The sequence below is a fragment of the Streptomyces xinghaiensis S187 genome, assembly GCF_000220705.2.
GTDB lineage: Bacteria > Actinomycetota > Actinomycetes > Streptomycetales > Streptomycetaceae > Streptomyces > Streptomyces xinghaiensis.
The window spans coordinates 2,852,507-2,875,624 of sequence record NZ_CP023202.1 but is presented as its reverse complement, the minus strand read 5'-3'; the positions used below and the strand labels follow the sequence as shown (position 1 = coordinate 2,875,624).

Sequence of the window (23,118 nt, the reverse complement as noted above, 5' to 3'; positions counted from 1 at the left end):
GCGTAACGCCCTTGCTCCGTCCCGGGGTTCCGGGCCCGGCGCAGCCGTCACCGGGGGCCGAACTTGCGCCCCGTGCGGGAGGAGATCCCGCCCAGCATGTTGCGCGGCGCGAGCTTCACCAGTCCCGTCAGGGTCTTGTAGCGGGGGTCCGGAACGCTCAGCGACTTGCCGCGGTCCAGGTCCTTTATCGCGGCCTCGACCAGGCGGTCCGCGTCCAGCCACATCCAGCCGGGGATGTTGTCCGTCCCCACACCGGCCCGTTCGTGGAACTCCGTCCGCACGAAGCCGGGGCAGAGGGCCATCAGCCGCACGCCCGACCCGGCGAGGTCGTGGGCCACGCCCTGGGTGAACTGCACGACCCACGCCTTGCTGGCGCCGTACGTGCCGCGCGGGACGAACGCGGCCACGGACGCCACGTTGATCACCCCGCCCCGGCCCCGGTTCCGCATCCCGGCGACGGCCGTGTACGTCAGCCGCAGCACCGCCTCGCAGTGGACCTTGAGCATGGTCAGCTCGTCCTCGACCGGTACGTCGAGGAAGGCGCCGCGGTGCCCGAACCCGGCGTTGTTGACCAGCAGGTCGACGGGGTGGGTCCGCTCCTCCAGCCGGGCCCCGACGGCCTCGATCCCCTCCTCGGTGGAGAGGTCGGCGGGCAGCACCTCCACCTCGATGCCGTGCCGGTCGTGCAGCTCGGTGGCCTGTTCGCGGAGCCGCTTCTCGTCACGCGCCACCAGCACCAGATGGTGCCCGTCGGAGGCGAGCCGCCGGGCGAAGGCCGCACCGATGCCCGCCGTGGCTCCCGTAATCAACGCAGTCGTCATACGCGCACGGTATCCGGCGCCGTCGACGGCCGCCGTGCCGCTCCTCACCTTCCGGGGCCCCGGCTTCCGCTCCACCGCCCCGGGCGCCGGTGGCTCTGCGGAGCAAGCGGACTGACGCTTCGTCAGGCATGGGCCGCCCACCCGGCCCGGAAGTCACGGGACGTCAGGCCGGCCCCGTGGGACCCGGATGCAGCCCGGGGACGCAATCAGCGCTGTCGCGAAGGGCGTTGGGGCCGGGCGGCGGGCCGCGGACGGGCCGGCGTCAGCCGGCGGCGGCCCGCCGCAGCGCGGTCTCGCGGGACTCCGGGTGCAGGGCGTCGCCTGCGGCGAGGATGCGCGGCAGCAGCCGGGGTTCGAGCGTCAGGGCCCGGAAGAGGAAGGAGACCGTGACCTCGTGGTCCGGCCGGTGCTCGACGGTGACGGTGTCCCCGGCCCGGATGGAGCCCGGCCGGACGACCCGGAAGTACGCGCCCGGGACCGCGGCGCGCATGAAGGTCCTGATCCAGCCCCGGCCGTCCGCCGTGGGCAGCAGCCCGGCTCCGCCCAGATGCCCGGCGAAGGTGCGGCAGGGGATCCGCGCGCCGCTGACCTCCAGCACCAGGTCCGGTCCGACCCGCCAGCGCTCGCCGATCAGGGCGCCGTTCACGTCCGCACCGGCCGTGGTCAGGTTCTCGCCGAAGACGCCGTTGGGGAGGGCACCGCCGAGTTCGGCCTCCCAGCGGTCCAGGTCCTCGCGGGCGTAGGCGTACACCGCCTGGTGCTCGCCGCCGTGGAAGCGCCGGTCGCACACCGCGTCCCCGGCGAGGCCGCTGCCGCCGGAGCCCTGGGGCCCGGGCGCCGTCACGGCCACCGGTCCGTCCGCGGGCCGCTTGCCGATCCCGGTGAGCCTCCGGGCCCGGTCGCCCCGGCCGGAGCGGCGGGGGCGGCCGGTGTTCACGGAGAGGAGGCGCATGGGGGCGGAGGAGAGGGGCCTCCCGTGCCCCGGCCCGAGGTCGTGCCCCGGCCCGTGCTCGTGCTTGCGCGCGGGGTGGGGCCGCACCGCCCGCTCGTCTGTGATGCCCGTCGTCATGACCGTCGGCTGCCCCGGTCCGCCCCGGTCAACCACGGCGGCCGGCGCGGCAGCCGGCGCGGCGCCGCGCCGCGGCCCGCCGTACCGGGCCCCGGCTCACCGGGGCGGGCCCTGGTACCCGGGCGCCTGCCCGGTCGGGACGAGCCGGTTGCGGGCCCGGCCCATCAGCTCCTCCCGTTCGTCCTCGGTGAGCCCGCCCCACACGCCGTACGGCTCCCGCACCGTCAGTGCGTGCGAGGCGCACTGGGCGCGGACGGGGCAGCGCATGCAGACCTCCTTGGCCGAGTTCTCCCGCGCGCTCCGGGCCGCCCCGCGTTCGCCCTCCGGGTGGAAGAAGAGCGAGCTGTCGACTCCGCGGCAGGCGGCCAGCAGCTGCCAGTCCCACAGATCGGCGTTGGGTCCGGGAAGGCGGGAGAAATCTGCCATGGCTCGTCTCCTCGGGAGGTACCGGTACGGCGTCGGAGGCCGGGTGGCCACGGCCGGTGGAGCTCGCGACCGCGCGTCCGTGAGTGCCCACGACCGCACGTTCCATGTGTAACCACCTGAAAATATTACTCATGGAAAATCTAGCCACACTCGTCAGCAAAGCGGTATGAATGCCACCAAATAGGGCATAGTCCGTCCGGAGCCCCCGGCTGGAGCCGGGGGCCGGGGCCCGTAACTCTTTCGGGTGACCATCGTTGAAAGTGCGGAGGCGGTTGACGCCGCAAGCAGCCGGGCAGGGCCCGGACCGCGGCCACCGCCCAGGTGACGACTACGTACCAGCCTGGAGGCTCAAGGTGACGCGCATCAGCTGCGGAGGACGGCCATGACATCCGTCCTCGTCTGCGACGACTCCCCGCTTGCCCGAGAGGCGCTGCGCCGGGCGGTAGCGACCGTGCCCGGCGTCGAGCGCGTGACGACGGCCGCCAACGGCGAGGAAGTCCTCCGCCGCTGGGGTGCCGACCGTTCGGACCTGATCCTGATGGACGTCCGGATGCCCGGCCTCGGCGGCGTCGAGACCGTGCGCCGGCTGCTCTCGGCCGACCCCGGCGCCCGGATCATCATGCTCACCGTCGCCGAGGACCTCGACGGCGTCGCCCTCGCGGTGGCCGCCGGCGCCCGCGGCTATCTGCACAAGGACGCCTCCCGCGCCGAGCTGCGGGCCACCGTCACCCAGGCGCTCGCCGACCCCACCTGGCGGCTGGCCCCGCGCCGCCTGCGCTCGGCCGAGATGGGCGCCGCCCCCACCCTCACCGCCCGGGAGATCCAGGTCCTGGAGGGCATGAGCCACGGCCGCTCCAACGCCGAGATCGGCCGCGAGCTGTTCCTCTCCGAGGACACGGTCAAGACCCACGCCCGCAGGCTGTTCAAGAAGCTGGGGGCCTCCGACCGCGCCCACGCCGTCGCCCTCGGCTTCCGCTGGGGCCTGGTCCGCTAGCAGTGCGCCGCAGCGGGGGAACGACGGTCCTCGCCCGCGCCCCGCGGGCGAGGCGGTGCACCGCCGGAGTGCGCGGCGAGGGGAGTCACATCCCCGTTTCGCGCGGGCTGCCGCATCCTTGGAGACATGAACTTCCTCGGGGACGGCTCGGTCGGGGGGAGGGCGCGCGACATGACAGCCGGCGCACCTGCTCATAACGCTTCGGTGCACAAGTGCGGAGGCGGTGCGCCGCACGGTCCGGGACCAAGGCACCATGGACCGATGCGTGACACCGAGAAGCCGGGTTCCCCCGTGGCCGGAGGCGGCCCGGGGGGGATCGGCGCACTCGTGCGGCGCGCGGCCGACGGCGACGAGCGGGCCACCGGCGACCTGCTCGCCCAGGTGCACCCGCTCGCCCTGCGCTACTGCCGCACCCGGCTCTCGCGACTGCCCGGTGACGCCCGGCACTTCGTGGACGACCTGGCGCAGGAGGTCTGCCTGGCGGTGCTGTGCGCACTGCCCCGGTACCGCGACACCGGCCGGCCCTTCGAGGCCTTCGTCTTCGCCATCGCCGCGCACAAGGTCGCCGATCTGCAGCGGGCCGCGATGCGCGGGCCCGGCTCCACGGCCGTGCCCTCGGACCAGATGCCGGAGCAGCCGGACGACTCCCTGGGCCCGGAGGAGCGGGCGCTGCTGAGCAGCGACGCCGAATGGGCCAAGAAGCTTCTCGCCAATCTCCCGCACCATCAGCGCGAGCTGGTGCTGCTGCGGGTCGCCGTCGGGCTGACGGCCGAGGAGACCGGTCATCTGCTCGGCATGTCGCCGGGTGCCGTACGGGTCGCCCAGCACCGCGCGCTGAGCCGCCTGCGGGCCCTGGCCGAGCAGTAGGAACGGCCCCGGGCGAACGGCGCGGCGGTGCGGTCCGTACCCGCTTCCGGGGTGGCCGCGGCGGGTGGTGCGGGGGTGATCCGGCGGGGGGACGGGCAGCTTCCGCAGGCCGTTAGCATGGGGAGTCCGCGCTGGGCAAGAGCACTGGGAAGGTGTCATGACTGACAACGTCGACGGAACGCCCGAGAAATTCGCGATGCTCGGGCTGACATACGACGATGTGCTCCTGCTGCCGGGCGCCTCCGAGGTGCTCCCGAACGCGGTCGACACCTCGTCCCGGGTCTCGCGCAACGTCCGGGTCAACATTCCGCTGGTGTCCGCCGCGATGGACAAGGTCACCGAGTCGCGGATGGCCATCGCCATGGCCCGGCAGGGCGGCGTGGGCGTGCTGCACCGCAATCTCTCCATCGAGGACCAGGCCAACCAGGTCGATCTGGTGAAGCGCTCGGAGTCCGGCATGGTGACGGACCCGATCACCGTCCGCCCGGACGCCACCCTCCACGACGCCGACGCCCTCTGCGCCAAGTTCCGGATCAGCGGGGTGCCCGTCACGGACCCGGCGGGCAAGCTGCTCGGCATCGTCACCAACCGCGACATGGCCTTCGAGATGGACCGCAGCCGCCGGGTCCGCGAGGTCATGACGCCGATGCCGCTGGTCACCGGGACGGTCGGGATCTCCCGCGCGGACGCCATGGAGCTGCTCCGCCGGCACAAGATCGAGAAGCTGCCGCTGGTGGACGGGGCGGGCATCCTCAAGGGCCTCATCACCGTCAAGGACTTCGTCAAGGCCGAGCAGTACCCGAACGCCGCGAAGGACGCCGAGGGCCGGCTGATCGTCGGGGCCGCGGTGGGCGTCGGCGACGAGGCGTACGACCGGGCGCAGGCCCTGGTCGAGGCCGGCGCCGACTTCCTGGTCGTGGACAGCGCGCACGGCCACAGCCGCGGCATCCTCGACATGATCGCCAAGATCAAGTCGAACGTCGAGATCGACGTGGTCGGCGGCAACGTCGCCACCCGCGACGGCGCCCAGGCGCTGATCGACGCGGGCGTGGACGGCGTGAAGGTCGGCGTGGGCCCCGGCTCCATCTGCACCACGCGCGTGGTCGCCGGCATCGGCGTCCCGCAGGTCACCGCGATCCACGAGGCCGCCCGCGCCTGCGGCCCGGCGGGTGTCCCGCTGATCGGTGACGGCGGCCTCCAGTACAGCGGCGACATCGCCAAGGCCATCGCGGCCGGCGCCGACTCCGTGATGCTGGGCAGCCTCCTCGCCGGCTGCGAGGAGTCGCCGGGCGAGATGGTCTTCATCAACGGCAAGCAGTTCAAGTCCTACCGGGGCATGGGCTCCCTGGGTGCCATGCAGTCGCGCGGCCGGGCCCGTTCGTACTCCAAGGACCGCTACTTCCAGGACAACGTGCTCTCCGAGGACAAGCTCGTCCCCGAGGGCATCGAGGGCCAGGTGCCCTACCGCGGCCCGCTCGGCTCGGTGGCCCACCAGCTGATCGGCGGCCTCCGCGCCTCCATGGGGTACGTCGGCTCGGCGGACGTCCCGGAGCTCAAGGAGAAGGGCCGCTTCGTGCGGATCACGGCGGCCGGTCTCAAGGAGAGCCACCCGCACGACGTGCAGATGGTCGGCGAGGCCCCGAACTACAGCCGCCGGTGACCGCTGCCGCGCACCGGCGCCCGCACGGGGTCGGCGATACTGGGACGGCAGACCGAACTGGGAAAGGCCAACTGTGACTGAGATCGAGATCGGGCGCGGCAAGCGCGGCCGGAGGGCGTACGCGTTCGACGACATCGCCGTGGTGCCGAGCCGGCGCACCCGCGACCCGAAGGAGGTCTCGATCGCCTGGCAGATCGACGCCTACCGGTTCGAGCTGCCGTTCCTGGCCGCCCCGATGGACTCGGTGGTCTCCCCGGCCACCGCCATCCGGATCGGTGAGCTGGGCGGCCTGGGCGTGCTCAACCTCGAAGGGCTGTGGACCCGTTACGACGACCCGGAGCCGCTGCTCGCCGAGATCGCCGAGCTGGACGAGCGCACCGCCACCCGCCGGATGCAGGAGATCTACGCGGCCCCGGTCCGCGAGGAGCTGATCGGGCAGCGGATCAAGGAGGTGCGCGACTCCGGCGTCATCACCGCCGCCGCGCTCTCGCCGCAGCGCACCGCGCAGTTCTCCAAGGCCGTGGTGGACGCCGGCGTCGACATCTTCGTGATCCGCGGGACGACGGTCTCCGCCGAGCACGTGTCGGGGGCCGCCGAGCCGCTCAACCTCAAGCAGTTCATCTACGAGCTGGACGTGCCGGTGATCGTGGGCGGCTGCGCCACCTACACCGCCGCGCTGCACCTGATGCGCACCGGAGCGGCCGGTGTGCTGGTCGGCTTCGGCGGCGGCGCCGCGCACACCACCCGCAGCACCCTGGGCATCCAGGTGCCGATGGCCACCGCGGTCGCCGACGTGGCCGCCGCCCGCCGGGACTACCTCGACGAGTCCGGCGGCCGGTACGTCCACGTCATCGCGGACGGCGGCGTGGGCTGGAGCGGCGATCTGCCGAAGGCCGTGGCCTGCGGCGCGGACGCGGTGATGATGGGCTCCCCGCTGGCACGGGCGGAGGACGCCCCGGGCCGCGGCCACCACTGGGGCATGGAGGCCGTCCACGAGGACGTGCCGCGCGGCAAGGTCATGAACCTGGGCACGGTCGGTTCCACCGAGGAGATCCTGCTCGGCCCCTCGCACACGCCGGACGGCTCGATGAACTTCTTCGGCGCGCTGCGCCGGGCGATGGCCACCACGGGCTACTCCGACCTCAAGGAGTTCCAGCGGGTCGAGGTGACGGTCGCGCCCTCGCGCCACGACCGCTGAGAGCGCCGTGCGGCCGGGAACCGGCCGCCGCCCGGCACCGCGAAGCCCCGGACCAGGGACTGGTCCGGGGCTTCGCGGTGGTGCGGTGGGTGCCGGGGCGCGGGCCGCCCCGGCGTGCCCGGGTGGGATCAGCTGAACTTCTTGGTGAGGGAGAAGCCCGCCGCGCCGGAGAGGGCGTAGAAGAGGTAGTCGATGACCTCCAGGTTCTCCTTCAGGCCCTCGTTGATGTCACCGAAGTGCTGGGTGAGGATCTCGAAGAAGCCCGGGGCGCCCGGGAGGTCGGCGAAGGCCATGGCCACGCCGAAGACCTGGCCGAGGTAGACACCCAGCAGGCCGAGCACGATGCCGACGAACGGCAGGACCGGGTTGTGGCCGCCCAGCTTGCCGAGCGCCAGACCGATCAGGGCGCCGACGCCGACGGCGATGTAACCGATCTGCATCTCGGCCTCTTTGAGGATGAGGCCGTAGATCGCCGAACCGACGAGCATGAGGACGACCGCCGCGACGATCGCCAGGGCCACGTTGCCGCTCCGTCCGGCGGGCGGCGGGGGCGGCGGGAAACCACCGGGCATGCCGCCCGGCATCCCTCCGGGCGCACCGCCCGGCTGCGGCTGCTGGGGCGGGTAGCCGTAGCCGCCCTGCGGAGGCACGCCCTGCTGCGGGGCGCCCGGCTGGGGCTGCTGGGCGTAAGGGTTCTGGCCGGGCTGCTGCTGCCAGGGCTCGGTGCTCATGGGTCCCCCGTGATGAAGTTCTGGGAAAGGCGGTGAAGCTTGTCCGATGGCCGGAAAGCGCCCTGAGGCTAACAGCCGCCACCGACGGCCCGGCAGGCGTTTTCCATGTCCGTGACAAGGCTGGGACCTGCCCGGTACGCCGCGGAGGCGGAGGGGAGGGCTCGCGTCAGAGGCGGTGCGCCGTGCCCGCCGGGCTCGCGCCGCGGGTGTCCAGCAGCAACTGGGCCTTCACCGCGAGCCCTTGGAGGTCGTAGAAGCGGTGGGGCTGGAGCAGGACCGTCAGGTCGGCGTCGGCCGCGGCCTCGTAGGGGAAGTCGGCGCGGGGCACCGGGCGGCCGAGGACGCTCCACTGCGGCACATGCGGATCGTGGTAGCTCAGCTGGGCGCCCAGTTCCATGAGCCGGGAGGCGATCTCGCCGGCCGGGGAGCCGGTCCGGTCCCCGAGGTCGGGCTTGTAGGTGACGCCGAGCAGCAGCACCCGGGCTCCGCGCGCGGACTTGCCGTGCTCGTTGAGGAGGGTCGCGCAGCGCTGCACGACGTAGCGCGGCATCCGGTCGTTGACCTCCTTGGCCAGTTCCACCATCCGCAGCGGATAGCCGGGGCTGCGCCGCCGGTAGGCCAGGTAGTTGGGGTCGATGGGCACGCCGTGTCCGCCGGCTCCGGGGCCGGGCCGGAAGGGCTGGAAACCGAACGGCTTGGTCTCGGCGCAGCGGATGACGTCCCACAGGTCGACGCCGATGTCGTGGCAGAGGACGGCCATCTCGTTGGCGAGCGCGATGTTGACGTGCCGGTAGTTGGTCTCCAGGACCTTGACGGTCTCGGCCTCGCGCGGGCCGCGGGCACGGACGACGCGGTCGGTGACCCGCCCGTAGAAGGCGGCGGCCGCCTCGGTGCAGGCGGGGGTCAGACCGCCGATGACCTTGGGGGTGTTGGCGCAGCCGAACGCGCGGTTGCCCGGGTCGAGCCGGGTGGGCGCGTAGGCGAGGTGGAAGTCGCGGCCGGCGCGCAGCCCGGACCCCTCCTCCAGCAGTGGGCGGAGGTATTCCTCGGTGGTGCCCGGGTAGACGGTCGATTCCAGCAACACGGTGCTGCGGGGCCGGAGATGGGGGGCGAGAGCGCGAGCGGCCCGGCCGACGGCGCGCAGATCGAGCGCGGCGTCCTCGCCGAGCGGGGTGGGGGCGCAGATGACGGCGGTGCGGCAGCGGCCGAGTTCGGCCGGGTCGGTGGTGGCGCGGAAGCCGGCGGAGAGCATCCGCCGAAGGCCGGCGGCGGTGAGGGAGCCGTCCGCGGGCGGGCGGCCGGCCATGAGCCCGTCGACGTGGCGGCCGTCGGTGTCGTAGCCGACGGTGGCGATGCCGGCCCCGGCGGCGGCCCGCGCGAGGGGGAGGCCGAGCGGGCCGAGACCGAGGACGGCGAGGTCTGCGGGCATGGCTGGGGCCGTCCTTCCCGGGGGCACAGCTCTGTCGATCTATGTAAGGCTAAACAGACATATTGCTGATAGTGAGTATTGCCCGCGATGTGACGGCCCGGTGTTGCCGTGCGAGGGCGCTCGGGGTTGCGCGCGCGCCGGGCGGTGAGAATCGCTGGGTGGGGAACGCGCGACCCGACCACGACCGGAGGCAGCGGTGAGGACAGCGACACTGGGACCGGCCGAACGTGCCGAGGCACTCGCCCGGATGGCCGAACACGAACTCGACATTCTCGTGGTGGGCGGGGGAGTGGTCGGCGCGGGCACCGCCCTGGACGCCGCCACCCGCGGACTCTCCACCGGCCTGGTCGAGGGCCGGGACTGGGCCTCCGGCACCTCCAGCCGGTCCAGCAAGCTGATCCACGGCGGGCTGCGCTATCTGGAGATGCTCGACTTCGCGCTCGTCCGGGAGGCGCTGAAGGAGCGCGGCCTGCTGCTCGAACGGCTCGCGCCGCATCTCGTCAAGCCGGTGCCGTTCCTCTACCCCCTGCGGCGCAAGGGCTTCGAACGCTGGTACGCCGGCGCGGGCGTGGCGCTGTACGACGCCATGTCCGTCTCCTCCGGGCACGGCCGCGGCCTGCCGGTGCACCGTCACCTCAGCCGCGGCCGCGCGCTGCGCGTGGCCCCCGCGCTCAGGAAGGAGTCCCTGGTCGGGGCGTTGCAGTACTACGACGCGCAGGTGGACGACGCCCGCTTCGTGGCCACCCTGGTCCGCACCGCCGCCGCCTACGGCGCCGATGCCGCCAACCGGGCCCGTGTCATCGGCTTCCTGCGCGAGGGCGAGCGCGTCGTGGGCGCCCGGGTGCGGGACGTGGAGGCCGGCGGCGAGTACGAGATCCGCGCCCGCCAGGTGGTCAACGCGACCGGCGTCTGGACGGACGACACCCAGGGACTCATCGCCGAGCGCGGGCAGTTCAAGGTCCGCGCCTCCAAGGGCATCCACCTGGTGGTGCCGAAGGACCGCATCCACTCCACCACCGGCCTGATCCTGCGCACCGAGAAGAGCGTCCTCTTCGTCATCCCCTGGGGCCGGCACTGGATCGTCGGCACCACCGACACCGGCTGGGACCTGGACAAGGCCCACCCGGCCGCCTCCAGCGCCGACATCGACTACCTGCTGGAGCGGGTCAACTCGGTGCTGGCCGTGCCGCTCACCCGGGACGACGTGGAGGGCGTCTACGCCGGGCTGCGCCCGCTGCTGGCCGGGGAGTCCGACGCGACGAGCAAGCTGTCCCGGGAGCACACCGTCGCGCACCCCGTGCCGGGGCTGGTCGTCGTCGCCGGGGGCAAGTACACGACGTACCGGGTGATGGCCAAGGACGCGGTGGACGAGGCGGTGCACGGGCTGGACCAGCGCGTGGCGGCATGCGTCACCGAGGACGTCCGGCTGGTCGGCGCCGAGGGCTACCGGGCGATGTGGAACGCGCGCAACCGGCTCGCCGCGCGCACCGGCCTGCACGTCGTCCGCGTCGAACACCTGCTCAACCGTTACGGCTCCCTGGCGGAGGAGGTCTTCCGGCTCGTCGAGGAGCAGCCGTCGCTGGGTGAACCGCTGGCCCGCGCCGACGACTACCTGCGCGCCGAGATCGTCTACGCCGCCTCCCACGAGGGCGCCCGGCACCTGGACGACGTGCTCACCCGGCGCACCCGCATCTCCATCGAGACCTTCGACCGCGGCACGCGCAGCGCGCGGGAGTGCGCCGAGCTGATGGCCCCGGTGCTCGGCTGGGACGAGGGCCAGATCGCGAAGGAGGTCGAGCACTACGAGAAGCGGGTGGAGGCCGAGCGGGAGTCGCAGCGCCAGCCGGACGACCAGACGGCGGACGCGGCCCGGCTGGGCGCACCGGACATCGTGCCGCTGAGCTGAGCCCGGCGCTCGACACCGCAGGTCACCCACTCCACCGAGCCGCGGTTTCTCCCCGGGGCGGCGGACGCGGCCGTTCTCCGTGCTGCGAGCCGCGGGTCGTGAAGTACGCGGGAACGGCCGCCGCCCGGGAGGCTCCCCGCCCGGAGCACGCGCCCGGCTGAGGTCGGCGTGCGCCCCGCCGCGGGCACCGAGCGGGCGGGGCGGCCAGTCCTTACGAAAAACTGACGAGTCGCCGAAGGCCCGCCGCTTCCACTCTCCCGTCCGTAACTCCGGTTACGCATCAGCCCTGATACAGCGCCAGAACCGCTGCCGGCCGGGGATGCGTATCCCACGGAGATCTCGGAGGAGTTCCATGCGACGCAACACCCGCAAACGATCGAAGGCCATACGCCGGACGACCGCCGCCGCGGCGGCTCTGGCCCTGGGAGCGGGCGGGCTGGTGGCGGCCAACGTGTACGCCTCGGCCGGTGAGAGCGGCTCCGGGGCGAAGCCGGAGGGGGCCCGGCAGGTCCTGGCCTCCGGCGACGCCACCGTCGACTGCCCGGACGTCGGCGGCGAACTGCGCGATGTGCCGGACCGGGCCAGGAAGGAGGTCGACAAGAACCTCGCGCTCCTGGACCAGCAGGTCGCGGAGGCATACCAGCGGCTGCAGAATTCGTCCCGGGCCATCCAGCAGGACCGCAACTTCGCCGACAACGCGATCATGGGCCCGCTCAAGGCGAAACGGACGGCGGCCATCGACCGGATCGCGATCGCCATCGGCAGGGCGGCCGACCGTCCCCAGGGCCTGGAGGCGCTCGCCGCCTGCACCCTGCGTGCCTCCGGCAACCAGGACGGCGCTGACCAGGGTGGCGGCGGTGAGCAGGGCGGCGCCGGCGGTCAGGCGGGCAACGGCCCGGTCGCGGCGGACTTCGTGGACATCACCACCGTCCAGCCCGCGGCGGGCAAGCCCCGTATGACGCGGGGCGGATCCCGCGGCACGTTCACCAGCACATGCGGAGTGAACGAGAACAAGCTGTACAACACCGACAACATCATCGTCGCGCCCGGCGTGTCCAACGGCGCCCATCACACCCACGACTACATCGGCAACCAGGCCAACGACGCCTTCGCCGACGACCAGGACTTCGCAGGCGGTGAGACGACATGTGAGAACCCGGGCGACAAATCCTCGTACTACTGGCCGGTCCTGCGCCTGCAGGACGGCACCGATGAATTCGACGCCGATCAGCAGGGCGGCGGCGCCGAGGGCAACGTCGGCAGGATCCTCACGGCGAAGGAGGCGACCCTGGAATTCGTGGGAAACCCGCGCGGCAAGGTCGTGGCGATGCCCAAGTTCCTGCGGATCATCACCGGTGACGCCAAAGCGTTCACCAACGGAACAGCCAACGCCAACGCCTCCTGGAGCTGCACCGGCTTCGAGGACCGGCAGCTGACGGACAAATACCCGCTCTGCCCCGAGGGCAGTGACGTGGTGCGCACCTCCACCTTCCAGAGCTGCTGGGACGGCCGGAACACCGACAGCGCCAACCACCGCTCCCATGTCGCGTTCGCCGATCCCGGGACCGGCTCCTGCCCCAGCGGATTCAAGGCGATACCGCAACTGGTGCAGCGCCTGGTCTACGACGTCGACGCGCCCAGCCTGGACGACAACGGGCGGTCCAGCCCCTTCTTCGCCGTGGACGGCTTCCCGGAACAGCTCCACAAGCCGGTCACCGACCACGGCGACTTCGTCAACGTGTTCGACGAAGACCTGATGAACACGATGGTCCAGTGCATCAACACCGGCCGCAGCTGCCGATGACCCGCGTGCGCTGACGACCCACCACCCGAAGCGGGCCCGGCCCTGCCCGGAGCGTCACATCCCCGGGCGGGGCCCTGCCCCACCGCACGGCCCCGGACGGGCACGGAGGACACCGCCCGCCCCGGTCACGCCCGCGGACAGCCCTGTCACCCCTGCGGACAGAACGCCGCGCTCAGCAGCCGCCGTTCGGCCTTAGCGTCGCCCACCTCGTCGGTGTTGACCCGGTAGCCGAGCACCCGCCGTCCCCCCGCTGTGGCGGTGATCCGGACGTACGAGCCGCTGATGCTGCCGTTGTGCCCCCACACCGTCACCCCGCAGGGCAGCCGCTCCGGGAAGAGGCCGTAGCCGTAGCGCCCGCGGGTCACCGAGGTGTCCGTCATGCGGCGCAGCTCCGGCGCGGGCAGCAGTTCGCCGCCCAGCAGGGCGCGCAGAAAGCGCTCCAGGTCGCCGAGGGTGGAGACCATCTCGCCGGCGGCGCCGGCCGTCGACGGGTTCAGCTCCGTCACGTCCATCAGCGCGCCGGAGCCGCCGGGTGCGGCCGCCGCGGAGTAGGCCCGGCCGTGCGGGCGCGGCAGCCCGTGCCGGGTGCCGGGGAAGGAGGTGCCGCCCAGACCCAGCGGCCGGATGACCCGCTCCTCCACCGCGCGGGCGTACGGGCGTCCGGTGACCCGCTCCACCACCAGCCCCAGCAGGATGTAGTCGGTGTTGGAGTAGCGGTAGCCGGTGCCGGGCGCGAAGTACGGCCGGTGCCGCAGCGCCGCGCGCACCAGCTCCCGGGGCGAGCGGGTGTCGTAGCGGTGGCTCCGGAAGCCGCGGCCGAAGGACTCCTCCGCCAGCCGCGGATCGCGGACGTAGTCGAAGACCCCACTGGTGTGAGTGAGGAGCTGACGGAGCGTGATCCGCGCGCCGTCGTAACCGGGCCCGCGCACCAGGCCGGGCAGATGCCGCTCCACCGGATCGGAGAGCCGCAGGGCGCCCTCGGCGCGCAGCTGGAGCACCACGGTCGCGACGAACACCTTGGTGACGCTGCCCGCACGGAAGCGGTCGGCCCGCCCGATCCGCCGCTCGCTGCGCCGGTCGGCGACCCCCGCCGTGGCGAACCGGGCCCGGCCGCCCTCGCGGGTGTACGCGGCGGCGCCGGGGGCGTCGGCCGCGTCGGCCAGCCGTTCGACGGCCGCCGCGAGCCGGTCGGTCCGGGCCGGCGAACGTTTCACCACCGCGCCGGCGCGGCCGTGGTCCGCCGGCACCGCACACCCCGTCACCAGGGCCGCGCACAGGGCCCCGGCCATCCCTGCCAGCAGGCGCGGGCGCACTCCGCGAACCGGCACCGTGCGGCCTCCCTCCGGGCTCCGCTCCGTGTACGCGCCCATGATGACGGCCGGCGGCGCGGCCCGTGTACGCGGGGCATGACGCGCCGGACCCCGGGCATGGGCATGGCGGGGCATGGGGGAGAATGGAGACTCTGCCGGGGCGGACCACCGCGGTTGCGACAGAGGCGCGGTGAGCCACTGCCAACTCGGCGCCACCGCCTGGACATCGCAGCGCTGAGGGGACACATGTCGGAGCCGGAGCAGACGCAGGGCGCCACCGGACGGATCCTGGCCGGCCGCTACCGGCTGGGCGAGGTGCTGGGGCGCGGCGGCATGGGTACCGTCTGGCGCGCCGTCGACGAGACGCTGGGCCGTCAGGTCGCGGTCAAGGAACTGCGCTTCCCCTCCTCCGTCGACGAGGACGAGAAGCGGCGGCTGATCACCCGGACCCTGCGCGAGGCGAAGGCCATCGCCCGGATCCGCGCCAACGGCGGCATCACCGTCTACGACGTCGTCGACGAGGACGACCGCCCCTGGATCGTCATGGAGCTCATCGAGGGCTCCTCGCTCGCCGAGGTCATCCGGGACAAGGGCCGGCTCTCCCCGCGCCGGGCCGCCGAGGTGGGCCTCGCCGTCCTCGACGTGCTGCGCGCCGCGCACCGCGAGGGCATCCTGCACCGCGACGTGAAGCCGTCCAATGTGCTGATCTCCGGCGACGACAGCCGGGTGGTGCTCACCGACTTCGGCATCGCGCAGGTCGAGGGCGACCCGTCCGTCACCTCGACCGGCATGCTCGTCGGCGCGCCCTCGTACATCTCCCCCGAGCGGGCCCGCGGCCACAAGCCCGGCCCGCCCTCCGACCTCTGGTCGCTCGGCGGTCTGCTGTACGCCTGCGTGGAGGGTGTGCCGCCGTACGACAAGGGCAACGGGCTCGCCACGCTGACGGCCGTGATGACGGAGCCGGTTCCGCCGCCGGAGCACGCGGGGCCGCTGGCGGACGTCATCTACGGGCTGCTGGAGAAGGACCCGCAGCGGCGCCTCGACGACGCGGGCGCGCGGGCCCTGCTCACCGGGGTCCTCGCGGAGACCGAGGAACGCCCGCAGGCCGCGAGGACCCGGACGATGGCGGTGCCGGCGGAGCCGTCCGGCAAGGAAGCCAAGGGGAGCAGGGGGAACAAGGGGACGAAGAGGGCCGCGGGGGCGGGCGCGGGTGCCGTGGGCGCCGCGGCGGGCGCCTCCGCGGCCGGGGACGGGAACGGCGGGAGCGGGAACGGCCGGAAGCCGGAGCCGTCAGCGGGCGGGAAGCCCGCGGCCGGCGCGGACGCCCCGGCCGGCTCGGCGGCGGACTCCCCGCCGGACTCCGCACCGCAGCCCGACGGCCGCAGCGCCAAGGAGGGGCGGCTGCGCTCCGCGCTGCGCTCGGCGCGGGCCGCCGCCGCTGCCGGGGCTGCCTCCAAAGCGTCCTCCCCCGCCTCCCCCGCCTCCCCCGCCTCCTCCGCCTCGGAGCCCTCCTCCGGCCCGGCCTCGTCCGCCGGTACGGCCGCCCCGGCCACCGCCGGCCACGCCTCGCCCTCGGCGGACACGGGCACCGGTACCCGGCGGCCCGTCACCGCCGCGATCACGGACGTGGTGCCGCGACGAGTGCTGGCCCTCATCGCGGGGGTCCTGGCGCTCGCCGTGCTGGGCGTGGTGCTGGCCTTCACCTTCGACGGCGACGGCAGCGGCGGCGACCCGGCGGGCGGCGCCAAGGACGACAGGGCGGCCAGCAGCGGTGCCGACGGCGGCACGGACGACTCCGCGGACGCCGGCAAGGACGCCGGGGCGTCGGCCGATCCCTCGGAGTCCGCGCATGACGGCACGAGCGAGGGGAAGCCGGACGACGAGGGCTCCGCCGGCAAGGACGGCGGGCAGGACGGCGAGAGCGGCAAGGACGGCGGCACGGATGCCGGAGACGCGGACAAGATCCCCGAGGGCTACGAGACCAGAACCGAGAACCGCTTCAACTTCTCCATGGCGATGCCCGGGAACTGGAAGCTCACGCGGATAGCGGGCCAGAACTCCGGCGGCGAGTACAGCGAGTCCGGCGGAGTGCCGCGGATACAGGTCGACTTCAGCTCCCAGCCGAAGGACGACGCGGTCGCGGCCTGGCGCGCCCAGGAGCAGGCGTCGCGCGGCTCGTTCCCCGGATACTCCTCACGGGGCATCAAGACTGCGGAGTACCGGGACTATCCGACCGTGGCCGACTGGGAGTTCGAGTACAACCGGAGCGGCGAGCGGGTGCGGGTGCTCAACCGCGGCTTCAAGGTGGACGACAGCCATGCCTACTCGATCATGATCACCTGCGTGGCGGACGAGTGGGACGGCAAGGAGTGCACCACGCTCCGCGAGACGGCGTTCCGGACGTTCAAGCCCACCGGCTGAGCCCACCGGCTGAGCTCGCTCTCGGGGCGGCGGAACGGTCGCGCCGGGGGCGCACCCAGGGCGCGCCGGGCGGCGCACGAGCGGCTCCCGTGCAGCGCGTGCGCCCGTCCGGCCGCGGTCCCCGGCCCGCTCCGTGCGGGGGCGGGGCAACCGGTTACGCCGTCCGCTCCGCACTGCCCCGCCGGGGCACGTATCGTGAAACGGTGCGGACGCTACGCAGCCGCAACGGGTCGGTGGGCGAACAGGGTTGACTGTTCCGGGTGGATGCGGAACGCGCGCTTTGGGGAGGCGTCGTGGAGGACTACGCGGGCCGGGTGCTGGCCGGCCGCTACCGCCTGCCCCGAACCGCCGACGAGGTGTTCGACGCCACCGAGACCCGCGCCTTCGACACCTACAGCGGCCAGGAAGTCCTGATCCGGCACATTCCCCTGCCGGAAACCGTCGAGGCCGAGATCGTCGGCGCCGACGGCAGTTACGGGCCCGGAGCCCCGGGCGGCCCCGCCCGCGGGGCCGGTGATCCGGCGGTGCGGCGCGCCCTGGCCGCCGCTCAGGCCGCGGCGGCGGTGTCCGACCATCCCCGGTACGACCAGGTGTTCGACGTGTTCGCCGAGGGCGGCGGGCTGTGGATCGTCAGCGAACTCGTGGTGGGCCGGCCGCTGGCCGCGCTGCTCGCCGAACACACGCTCTCCCCGCACCGCGCGGCGGAGGTCGCGGCCGACGTCCTGACCGCCCTGTCGGCGCTGCACGCCCAGGGCTGGATCCACCGCAACATCACGGCCCGCACGGTGCTCGTCTGCGAGGACGGGCGGGCCATGCTGACGGGGCTCGCGTCCGGCGCGGCGGAGGAAGCGCTCTGCGGCTACGACCCGACACCGCCGCCGGAGGACGGGCCGGGCGGGCCCGGCGGACCGGGAGCACCGGGCGGACCGGAGGGTCCGGGAGGCCCGGGAGGCTTCGACGGCGGGCCCGGGGGGCCCGGAGGCCCGGGCGGTTCCGAGGACTTCGGCGGTGGTCCGGGCGGCCCGGGCGGTCCGGGCGGCGGTTTCGGCGGTCCGGGCGGGCCCGGTGGTCCGGTCCGGCAGGGCACGGGCGCCGGTGAGCCGGGCGCTGCCCGCGGGCAGGCCGGCGGCCCTGGTGACGACGGCGGTTCCGGCCGGTCGTACGGCGGTGGTCCCGGCCGTCCTGCCGGCCCCGCGGGCACGGCGGGCCCGGCCGGTCTGGGCTACGAGGGTCCGGGGCGTGCCCCGTACACCGGTCCCGTCCCCGGCCCCGATCCCCACCGTGCCTTCCGGCGCCCGTCCCCGTCCGGCCGGGCCGCCTCCGCCGCCGACCTGGACGGGGTCCGGACCTCGTACGGGCCCCGCCCCCCGGGCAGCGGTCCGGCCGTGCAGCGTCCCGAACTCGCCCCCGGCCGGGGGCCGGACGCCCCTGCCGGGGCCACCCCGGCCCCGGGCGGGGAAGGCGCCGTTCCGGCGTACTACGGCTCCGAGGGCGCCCCTGCCCCCGGCCCCGGCGCGCCCGCCCCCGACCCCGGCCCGTCGGTCTCCGGACGGGACGGTTCCGGGGGCCCCGGCCGGGCGGGCGGCGCGGACGGCGGCGGCCTCCGCCCCGTGGCCGGACCGGAGCGCGACTCCGGCCCGGCCGGCCCCGCGGACCAGCCCGGCACGGACGGCAGGCAGCCCCGCTCCCGTGCGATCGCCGCCTACTCGGCCGGCGCCCGTGCGGCGGCCCGCGCCCAGATCCCGCCCCGGGTCCAGCCCGAGGCGCAGCCCCGGGTCCGTCCGCTGTCCGCCCTGCCGGGCCCGGACGGCAGCGCGACCGGCGGACCCGGACGACAGGGACCGTCCGGGGACGCCGCGGCCCGCGAGGGTTCCCGCGACGTGGAGGGCAATGGCACCGCGGCGGCACCGGGCCTGCCCGGTCCCGCGCTCCCGGGCGGCGCCCCGGGCCCCGCCGTGCCCGGCGGCCCCGCTCTCGGTCCCGCCGTTCCCGGCCCCGCCACGCCGGGGGGCTTCGTACCGGGCGGCACCGCACTGGGCCCAGCGGCGCCCGGCGGCGGCATCCCCGGTCCCGCCGTCCCGGGCCGCACGGTTCCCGGGCCCGCCGTCCCGGACGGTGCCGTCCCCGGTTCCGGGGCGCCCGGTGCCGGTGTGCCCCGGTGGCCGGGCGCCGAGCACCTCCCGGGGTCCGGTGGGACGTCCGCACCGCACCGGGGCGGGCTGCCCGACGTCCCCGTGCCGGCGGAGTCGAGCTGGCACGGCAGTACGGGACGGCCCGGGCGCCCGGGCGGACCCCCGGGCTCCCCCGGCACCGGACAGCAGGGCCGCGGAAGGCCGGTCCCCTCCGGGCGCCGTCCCGAGGGCGCCGGTGAACCGGACCGCCCGTCCGGCGGCACGGACCGTGCGGACCGGGAGCGCTCGGCCCTGCCGCCCGCCGAACGGCCCTTCGGCGGCCATGCGCTGCCCCCGGGGACGGGCCGCCGCGAGGAACAGCCCCGCCACCCGGGGCGGTCCGGGGAACCGGGGCCGTCCGGGGCGTCCATACGGCAGGGTGAGACCGCACGGCAGGGTGAGACCGACCGGTCCGCGGAAGCCGGGCGGCCCGAGACGGCGGGATGGCCCGGACAGCCCCAACAGCCGCGCTCCGGCCAGCAGTCGGGTCGGTCCGGCGCCGCCGGGCCGCCCCGTCCGCGCGACTCCTTCGAGCCGGCACGCCGGCCGGACGGCGACCCGGCCCGGCGGACCGGTGCCGGGAGCGGACCCGGCCCCGGCCCCGACGCGGACCGGCCGTCCGGCTCCACGGGGCAGGACCGCCGCGAGGGCGGCCACGGCCCCGGCCGTTCGCCCGGTCCGCATGCCGGGCTCGCTCCGTACGACCGCGAGGCCCCGCGGCCGCAGCACGGCCCTTACGCGTACGGTCCCGACGGCCGCCCGGGTCCGCCCGCGCCGGCGCGACGCCCCGGACCCGAGGGCCGCCCGCCGCACCGCACCGGCGCCGTCGAGCAGGCACGGCGTCCCGGTGCCGTGGAGCCGGCCCGCCGGCCGGGCGGCGAGCGGCCCGGCGGTGCGGCACCGTCCGGCGGAGCGGGGGGCGCGCACCGGCCCGGCCTGCCGTCCGCCGGCCACCGCGACGGCGCCCGGACGACGCCGGACGCCCCGGCCACCCAGGCCGTCCCGTCCCCCGGCCCGGGCGGCCCCCGGCCCCCTGCCGGCTGGGACGACCCCGCGCCGTCCGGCGGCGGCTGGGACGGGACCCCCGCGGGCGGCCCGGGCACCGGGCGGTACCAGCGGGGTCCCACCACGCCCCTGGCCGCCGAACGGGCCCGCCAGGCCCGCATCCTGGTCGTCGGTGCCGTCACCGAACGCTGGGCGCCCGAACAGGCCGGTCCCGTGCACGGCAACTGGCAGCTCGCGCCGCCCATCGGCCCCGCCACCGATCTGTGGGCCGTCGGCGCGCTCCTCTTCCGCGCCGTGCAGGGCCACGCGCCCTACCCCGAGGAGAGCGCGGCCGAACTGGTCCAGCTCGTCTGCACCGAGGCGCCCGCGTTCGCCGAGGAGTGCGGTGCGCTGCGGCCCGTCGTCGAGTCGCTGCTGCGTCAGGACCCCACCGAACGGCCGGAGTTCGAGGAGGTGCGCGGCTGGCTGCGGTCGCTCATCCGTACGGCTCCGGAGCCGGACGTCGGCGCGCGCACGGTCACCGTCCCCTCCCTCGGCCCCGGTGCGGACGCCGACCCGCGGCGGCTGCCGGTGATACGCCGCCGGGGCGAACTGGTGCGCCGCCGCCGCGCCGGCGGAGCGGTGGTGCACGGCCGGCACAAGCGGGCGAAGGAGCACCGGCACAGCCCGCGCCGTCTGGGACGGCTGCTGCTTCTGCTGATCCTGCTGGCGCTGGCCGGTGCCGTCGCGTACGCGATGCTCTTCATGCCCCGCGCCGGGGACTCGGCCGACGGCGGCACCGGCCGCGCGGGCACGGCGGGAGCGCCGAGCCCGGCCCCGTCCGCCGAGGCCTCCCCGGGCGAGGGAGAGGACGAGGGCGAACAGGGGACCGCGGGCGGCGGCGACGGCGGAGAAGGCGGGGACGGCGGCCGGAAGGAGAGCGGGAACGAGCGGGAGAAGGACGGCTCCTCCGGCTCGTCCGGCACCTCCGGTCTCGCCAAGGGCTTCAAGCTCCGCACCGACCCGGAGGGCTTCCGGATCGCCGTGCACGAGAGCTGGGAGCGGCGCGGTGAGAACTCCCTCGGTCAGGTCCGCTACGGCCGGGGCGACTTCGAACTGACCGTCGTGCCGGGGCGGGACACCGTCGAGGAGTTCGGCGGCGACCCGATGGCCTACCAGCAGGACGCCGAGCGCGAGCTGGCACCGTTCCGGGAGTCGCAGTGGTCCTCGGCCTCCGGGCTGCGGCGGATCGAGGTCGGGCAGACCTCGATGGCCGAGGGGACCTTCACCTGGCGGGACGACGCGGACCGGCAGATTCACACCCGCAATCTGGCGATGATCATCGACGGCCGCTACCACCTCGTCCTGGTCTCCGGGCCGGTCGCGGACAAGCAGGAAGTGGCCCGCTTCTTCGAGCAGGCGACCGCCACCTACAGCCCCACGGACTGAGGGGCGGAGCGCGGCCGGAGCCCCGCGGGGCCGCTCTCCGGCGCTGCCGAGGTCTGGCCGAAAGACGTTCCCGGCCGGGAAGTTTAAACGGAACCGGCAGGCGAAGACCCTCGGATCGCCCGAAAACCTGGGGCACCATGGGCATCATGGGGAGCTTCGGGGCGGAGAGCCCACTCATCGCCGGCCGCTACCGCCTGGACTTCCGGCTCGGCCGGGGCGGCATGGGGACCGTGTGGCGCGCCACCGACGAACTGCTCCAACGGCACGTTGCCGTCAAGGAGATCCATGTCGGCGAAGGGCTCCCGGAGAGCGACGCGCGGTCGCAGCGCGAGCGCACCCTGCGCGAGGCCCGTACGGTCGCGCAGGTCCGGCACCCCAGTGTGGTCGTCGTCCACGACGTGGTGGAGGAGGACGAACGCCCCTGGATCGTCATGGAACTGATCGTCGGCCGGACGCTGGCCGACCGCATCGCCGCCGAGGGCTCCGTGCCGCCGCGCGAGGCCGCCCGGATCGGGCTCGCCCTGCTGGGCGCGCTCCGCGAGGCGCACCGGCACGGCGTGCTGCACCGGGACCTCAAACCCGCCAACGTCCTGCTGGAGGCCCCGGCGGGACGGGTGGTGCTGACGGACTTCGGCGTCGCGCGGATGGACGGCGGCACGACGATCACCGAGAGCGGTACCTTCGTCGGCTCGCCCGAGTACACCGCACCCGAGCGGATGGCGGGCACCGGCGCCGGCCCGGAGTCCGACCTGTGGTCGCTCGGGGTGCTGCTGTGCGCGGCGCTCAGCGGCCGCACCCCCTTCCAGCAGGACTCGCTGGGCGGGGTGCTGCACGCCGTCATGGCGGGCGACATCCGGCCGCCGGAGGCCGCCCGCCCGCTGCTCCCCGCGATCCTCGGCCTGCTGGAGCGCGACCCGGCGCGCAGGATGGGCGCGGCGGAGGCCGAGGGGCTGCTGACGGAGTATCTGCGCACCGGCCGGATGCCGGAGGTGCCGCGCTTCGCGCGGGCCGAGGGCGGGCGGGGCGGCGCGGCCGGCGGCGCCGGTGCGGACGCCGGTGCGGACGCCGGTGCAGACGCCGCCGCGGCGGCCGGGTACGCGGGGCCGCCGCCGGACGCGGTCCGCCCCGGGGACGGTCACCCCGGCGGGCCGCCGCTCGGCCCGCTGCTGCCGCCGCGCTGGAGCCGGCACCGGGGGCGCACGGCGCTGGCCGCGGCCCTGATGGTCGCGGCGGCCGGCGGTACGGGTGTGGCCGCGGTGGCGATGCTGGTGAACGGCGAGACCCCGCTGGACGACCGGCCGACGTCCACCTCGCGCCCGGACGGGACCGGAGACGGCGAGGGCAGCGGCAGCGGAGGGCCCACGAGCCGGGCGGCGACGCCCAGCGCGTCCCGTTCCTCCGCCTCTCCCGGGCCGTCCGGCGGCGGGCCGTCGTCCTCCGCGCCGCCGGGCCCGTCCCGGTCCGGCCCGTCCGGCCGCGGCCCGTCGGGCTCCGCCTCGTCCGCCGCCGGTCCGTCCGTGCCGGGCCGGCTGTCCGGGGTGGACGGGGCGTCCGCTCCGGCCACGCCCGCCGGTGGCACCGCCGCGGGTGCTCCGCTCCCGTCGGCCCCGGCGTCCGCGCGGTCCCTCCCGGAGGTGCCCGTTCCGCCGCTCACCGGCCGGCTCCCGGCCGCGGAGGGGACCGGCACGGCGGCGGACGGCGGCGGCGCGCCGGAGCGTCTGCGGGCGGACGAGGAGGCGGCGGCGGGCCGCGAACGCGAACACCCGCGCGCGCCCTGGTAGTTCCACGGGTGCCGCGCGCGACGGGTGCCGTTCGCGGAGCCGCGGGGCCGTATCCCGGGGTCCGTGCCGCGCGCCCCGCCCCGTGGCGCGCTATGTC

General features: G+C 75.1%; 15 protein-coding genes. 9 read left to right on the top strand and 6 right to left on the bottom strand.

Going from position 1 to position 23,118, the window contains the following annotated elements; genetic code table 11:
* Positions 1–47: 47 nt before the first annotated feature.
* From SXIN_RS12150 to SXIN_RS12140, 3 genes are all read right to left on the bottom strand, one after another.
* Positions 48–821: an SDR family NAD(P)-dependent oxidoreductase gene (locus SXIN_RS12150; RefSeq protein WP_039817452.1), complete on the bottom strand. Its 774-nt coding sequence runs from the start codon at positions 819–821 to the stop codon at positions 48–50.
* A gap of 262 nt (positions 822–1,083) precedes the next feature.
* Positions 1,084–1,773, bottom strand: a complete 690-nt coding sequence (locus SXIN_RS12145; RefSeq protein ID WP_095758015.1) for an MOSC domain-containing protein — start codon at positions 1,771–1,773, stop codon at positions 1,084–1,086.
* A gap of 213 nt (positions 1,774–1,986) precedes the next feature.
* Complete coding sequence (locus SXIN_RS12140) at positions 1,987–2,316, bottom strand: WhiB family transcriptional regulator (RefSeq protein WP_095756982.1); 330 nt, start codon at positions 2,314–2,316, stop codon at positions 1,987–1,989.
* Between the two features lie 382 nt (positions 2,317–2,698).
* Here SXIN_RS12140 and SXIN_RS12135 point away from each other — a divergent pair, with 382 nt between their 5' ends.
* From SXIN_RS12135 to SXIN_RS12120, 4 genes are all read left to right on the top strand, one after another.
* On the top strand, positions 2,699–3,310 hold the full coding sequence (locus tag SXIN_RS12135) for a response regulator transcription factor (protein ID WP_003948568.1): 612 nt from the start codon (positions 2,699–2,701) through the stop codon (positions 3,308–3,310).
* A gap of 261 nt (positions 3,311–3,571) precedes the next feature.
* Positions 3,572–4,177, top strand: a complete 606-nt coding sequence (locus SXIN_RS12130; RefSeq protein ID WP_019710499.1) for a sigma-70 family RNA polymerase sigma factor — start codon at positions 3,572–3,574, stop codon at positions 4,175–4,177.
* 157 nt (positions 4,178–4,334) lie between these two features.
* Positions 4,335–5,837 carry an IMP dehydrogenase gene (gene guaB / locus SXIN_RS12125; RefSeq protein ID WP_019710498.1) on the top strand — a complete coding sequence of 501 codons (1,503 nt, stop codon included), beginning with the start codon at positions 4,335–4,337 and terminating at the stop codon, positions 5,835–5,837.
* A 73-nt stretch (positions 5,838–5,910) separates the two neighbouring features.
* The gene (locus tag SXIN_RS12120; protein WP_019710497.1) at positions 5,911–7,035 is read left to right on the top strand and encodes a GuaB3 family IMP dehydrogenase-related protein; all 1,125 of its coding nucleotides are present in this window, start codon (positions 5,911–5,913) and stop codon (positions 7,033–7,035) included.
* Positions 7,036–7,163: 128 nt separating this feature from the next.
* On the opposite strand, the gene SXIN_RS12115 is transcribed toward SXIN_RS12120, so the two are convergent.
* Positions 7,164–7,766, bottom strand: a complete 603-nt coding sequence (locus SXIN_RS12115) for a hypothetical protein (protein ID WP_019710496.1) — start codon at positions 7,764–7,766, stop codon at positions 7,164–7,166.
* A 166-nt stretch (positions 7,767–7,932) separates the two neighbouring features.
* Positions 7,933–9,195 carry a nucleotide sugar dehydrogenase gene (locus tag SXIN_RS12110; RefSeq protein WP_095756981.1) on the bottom strand — a complete coding sequence of 421 codons (1,263 nt, stop codon included), beginning with the start codon at positions 9,193–9,195 and terminating at the stop codon, positions 7,933–7,935.
* 196 nt (positions 9,196–9,391) lie between these two features.
* On the opposite strand from SXIN_RS12110, the gene SXIN_RS12105 reads away from it, so the two are divergent.
* Positions 9,392–11,101: a glycerol-3-phosphate dehydrogenase/oxidase gene (locus SXIN_RS12105; protein WP_019710494.1), complete on the top strand. Its 1,710-nt coding sequence runs from the start codon at positions 9,392–9,394 to the stop codon at positions 11,099–11,101.
* Positions 11,102–11,453: 352 nt separating this feature from the next.
* The gene (locus SXIN_RS12100) at positions 11,454–12,905 is read left to right on the top strand and encodes a DUF1996 domain-containing protein (RefSeq protein ID WP_019710493.1); all 1,452 of its coding nucleotides are present in this window, start codon (positions 11,454–11,456) and stop codon (positions 12,903–12,905) included.
* 146 nt (positions 12,906–13,051) lie between these two features.
* Here the strand turns inward: SXIN_RS12100 and SXIN_RS12095 are convergent, their stop codons facing one another.
* Entirely contained in the window at positions 13,052–14,233 is a 1,182-nt protein-coding gene (locus tag SXIN_RS12095) for a serine hydrolase domain-containing protein (RefSeq protein ID WP_238153743.1), read from the bottom strand.
* 228 nt (positions 14,234–14,461) lie between these two features.
* Here SXIN_RS12095 and SXIN_RS12090 point away from each other — a divergent pair, with 228 nt between their 5' ends.
* The 3 genes from SXIN_RS12090 (at position 14,462) to SXIN_RS12080 (ending at position 23,021) form a co-directional block, all read left to right on the top strand.
* Positions 14,462–16,636: a serine/threonine-protein kinase gene (locus SXIN_RS12090; RefSeq protein WP_095756979.1), complete on the top strand. Its 2,175-nt coding sequence runs from the start codon at positions 14,462–14,464 to the stop codon at positions 16,634–16,636.
* Between the two features lie 293 nt (positions 16,637–16,929).
* Positions 16,930–21,240, top strand: coding sequence for a protein kinase (locus SXIN_RS32130; RefSeq protein WP_238153742.1), 4,311 nt, complete (start codon positions 16,930–16,932; stop codon positions 21,238–21,240).
* Positions 21,241–21,386: 146 nt separating this feature from the next.
* Complete coding sequence (locus SXIN_RS12080) at positions 21,387–23,021, top strand: serine/threonine-protein kinase (RefSeq protein ID WP_095758014.1); 1,635 nt, start codon at positions 21,387–21,389, stop codon at positions 23,019–23,021.
* The last annotated feature ends 97 nt before the right edge of the window (positions 23,022–23,118 follow it).

Excerpts from the sequence above, each read along its gene's own strand:
- SXIN_RS12150 (WP_039817452.1), bottom strand. The coding sequence starts at position 821 with ATGACGACTGCGTTGATTACGGGAGCCACGGCGGGCATCGGTGCGGCC.
- SXIN_RS12145 (WP_095758015.1), bottom strand. The coding sequence starts at position 1,773 with ATGCGCCTCCTCTCCGTGAACACCGGCCGCCCCCGCCGCTCCGGCCGG.
- SXIN_RS12140 (WP_095756982.1), bottom strand. The coding sequence starts at position 2,316 with ATGGCAGATTTCTCCCGCCTTCCCGGACCCAACGCCGATCTGTGGGAC.
- SXIN_RS12135 (WP_003948568.1), top strand. The coding sequence starts at position 2,699 with ATGACATCCGTCCTCGTCTGCGACGACTCCCCGCTTGCCCGAGAGGCG.
- SXIN_RS12130 (WP_019710499.1), top strand. The coding sequence starts at position 3,572 with ATGCGTGACACCGAGAAGCCGGGTTCCCCCGTGGCCGGAGGCGGCCCG.
- guaB (WP_019710498.1), top strand. The coding sequence starts at position 4,335 with ATGACTGACAACGTCGACGGAACGCCCGAGAAATTCGCGATGCTCGGG.
- SXIN_RS12115 (WP_019710496.1), bottom strand. The coding sequence starts at position 7,766 with ATGAGCACCGAGCCCTGGCAGCAGCAGCCCGGCCAGAACCCTTACGCC.
- SXIN_RS12110 (WP_095756981.1), bottom strand. The coding sequence starts at position 9,195 with ATGCCCGCAGACCTCGCCGTCCTCGGTCTCGGCCCGCTCGGCCTCCCC.
- SXIN_RS12100 (WP_019710493.1), top strand. The coding sequence starts at position 11,454 with ATGCGACGCAACACCCGCAAACGATCGAAGGCCATACGCCGGACGACC.
- SXIN_RS12090 (WP_095756979.1), top strand. The coding sequence starts at position 14,462 with ATGTCGGAGCCGGAGCAGACGCAGGGCGCCACCGGACGGATCCTGGCC.
- SXIN_RS12080 (WP_095758014.1), top strand. The coding sequence starts at position 21,387 with ATGGGGAGCTTCGGGGCGGAGAGCCCACTCATCGCCGGCCGCTACCGC.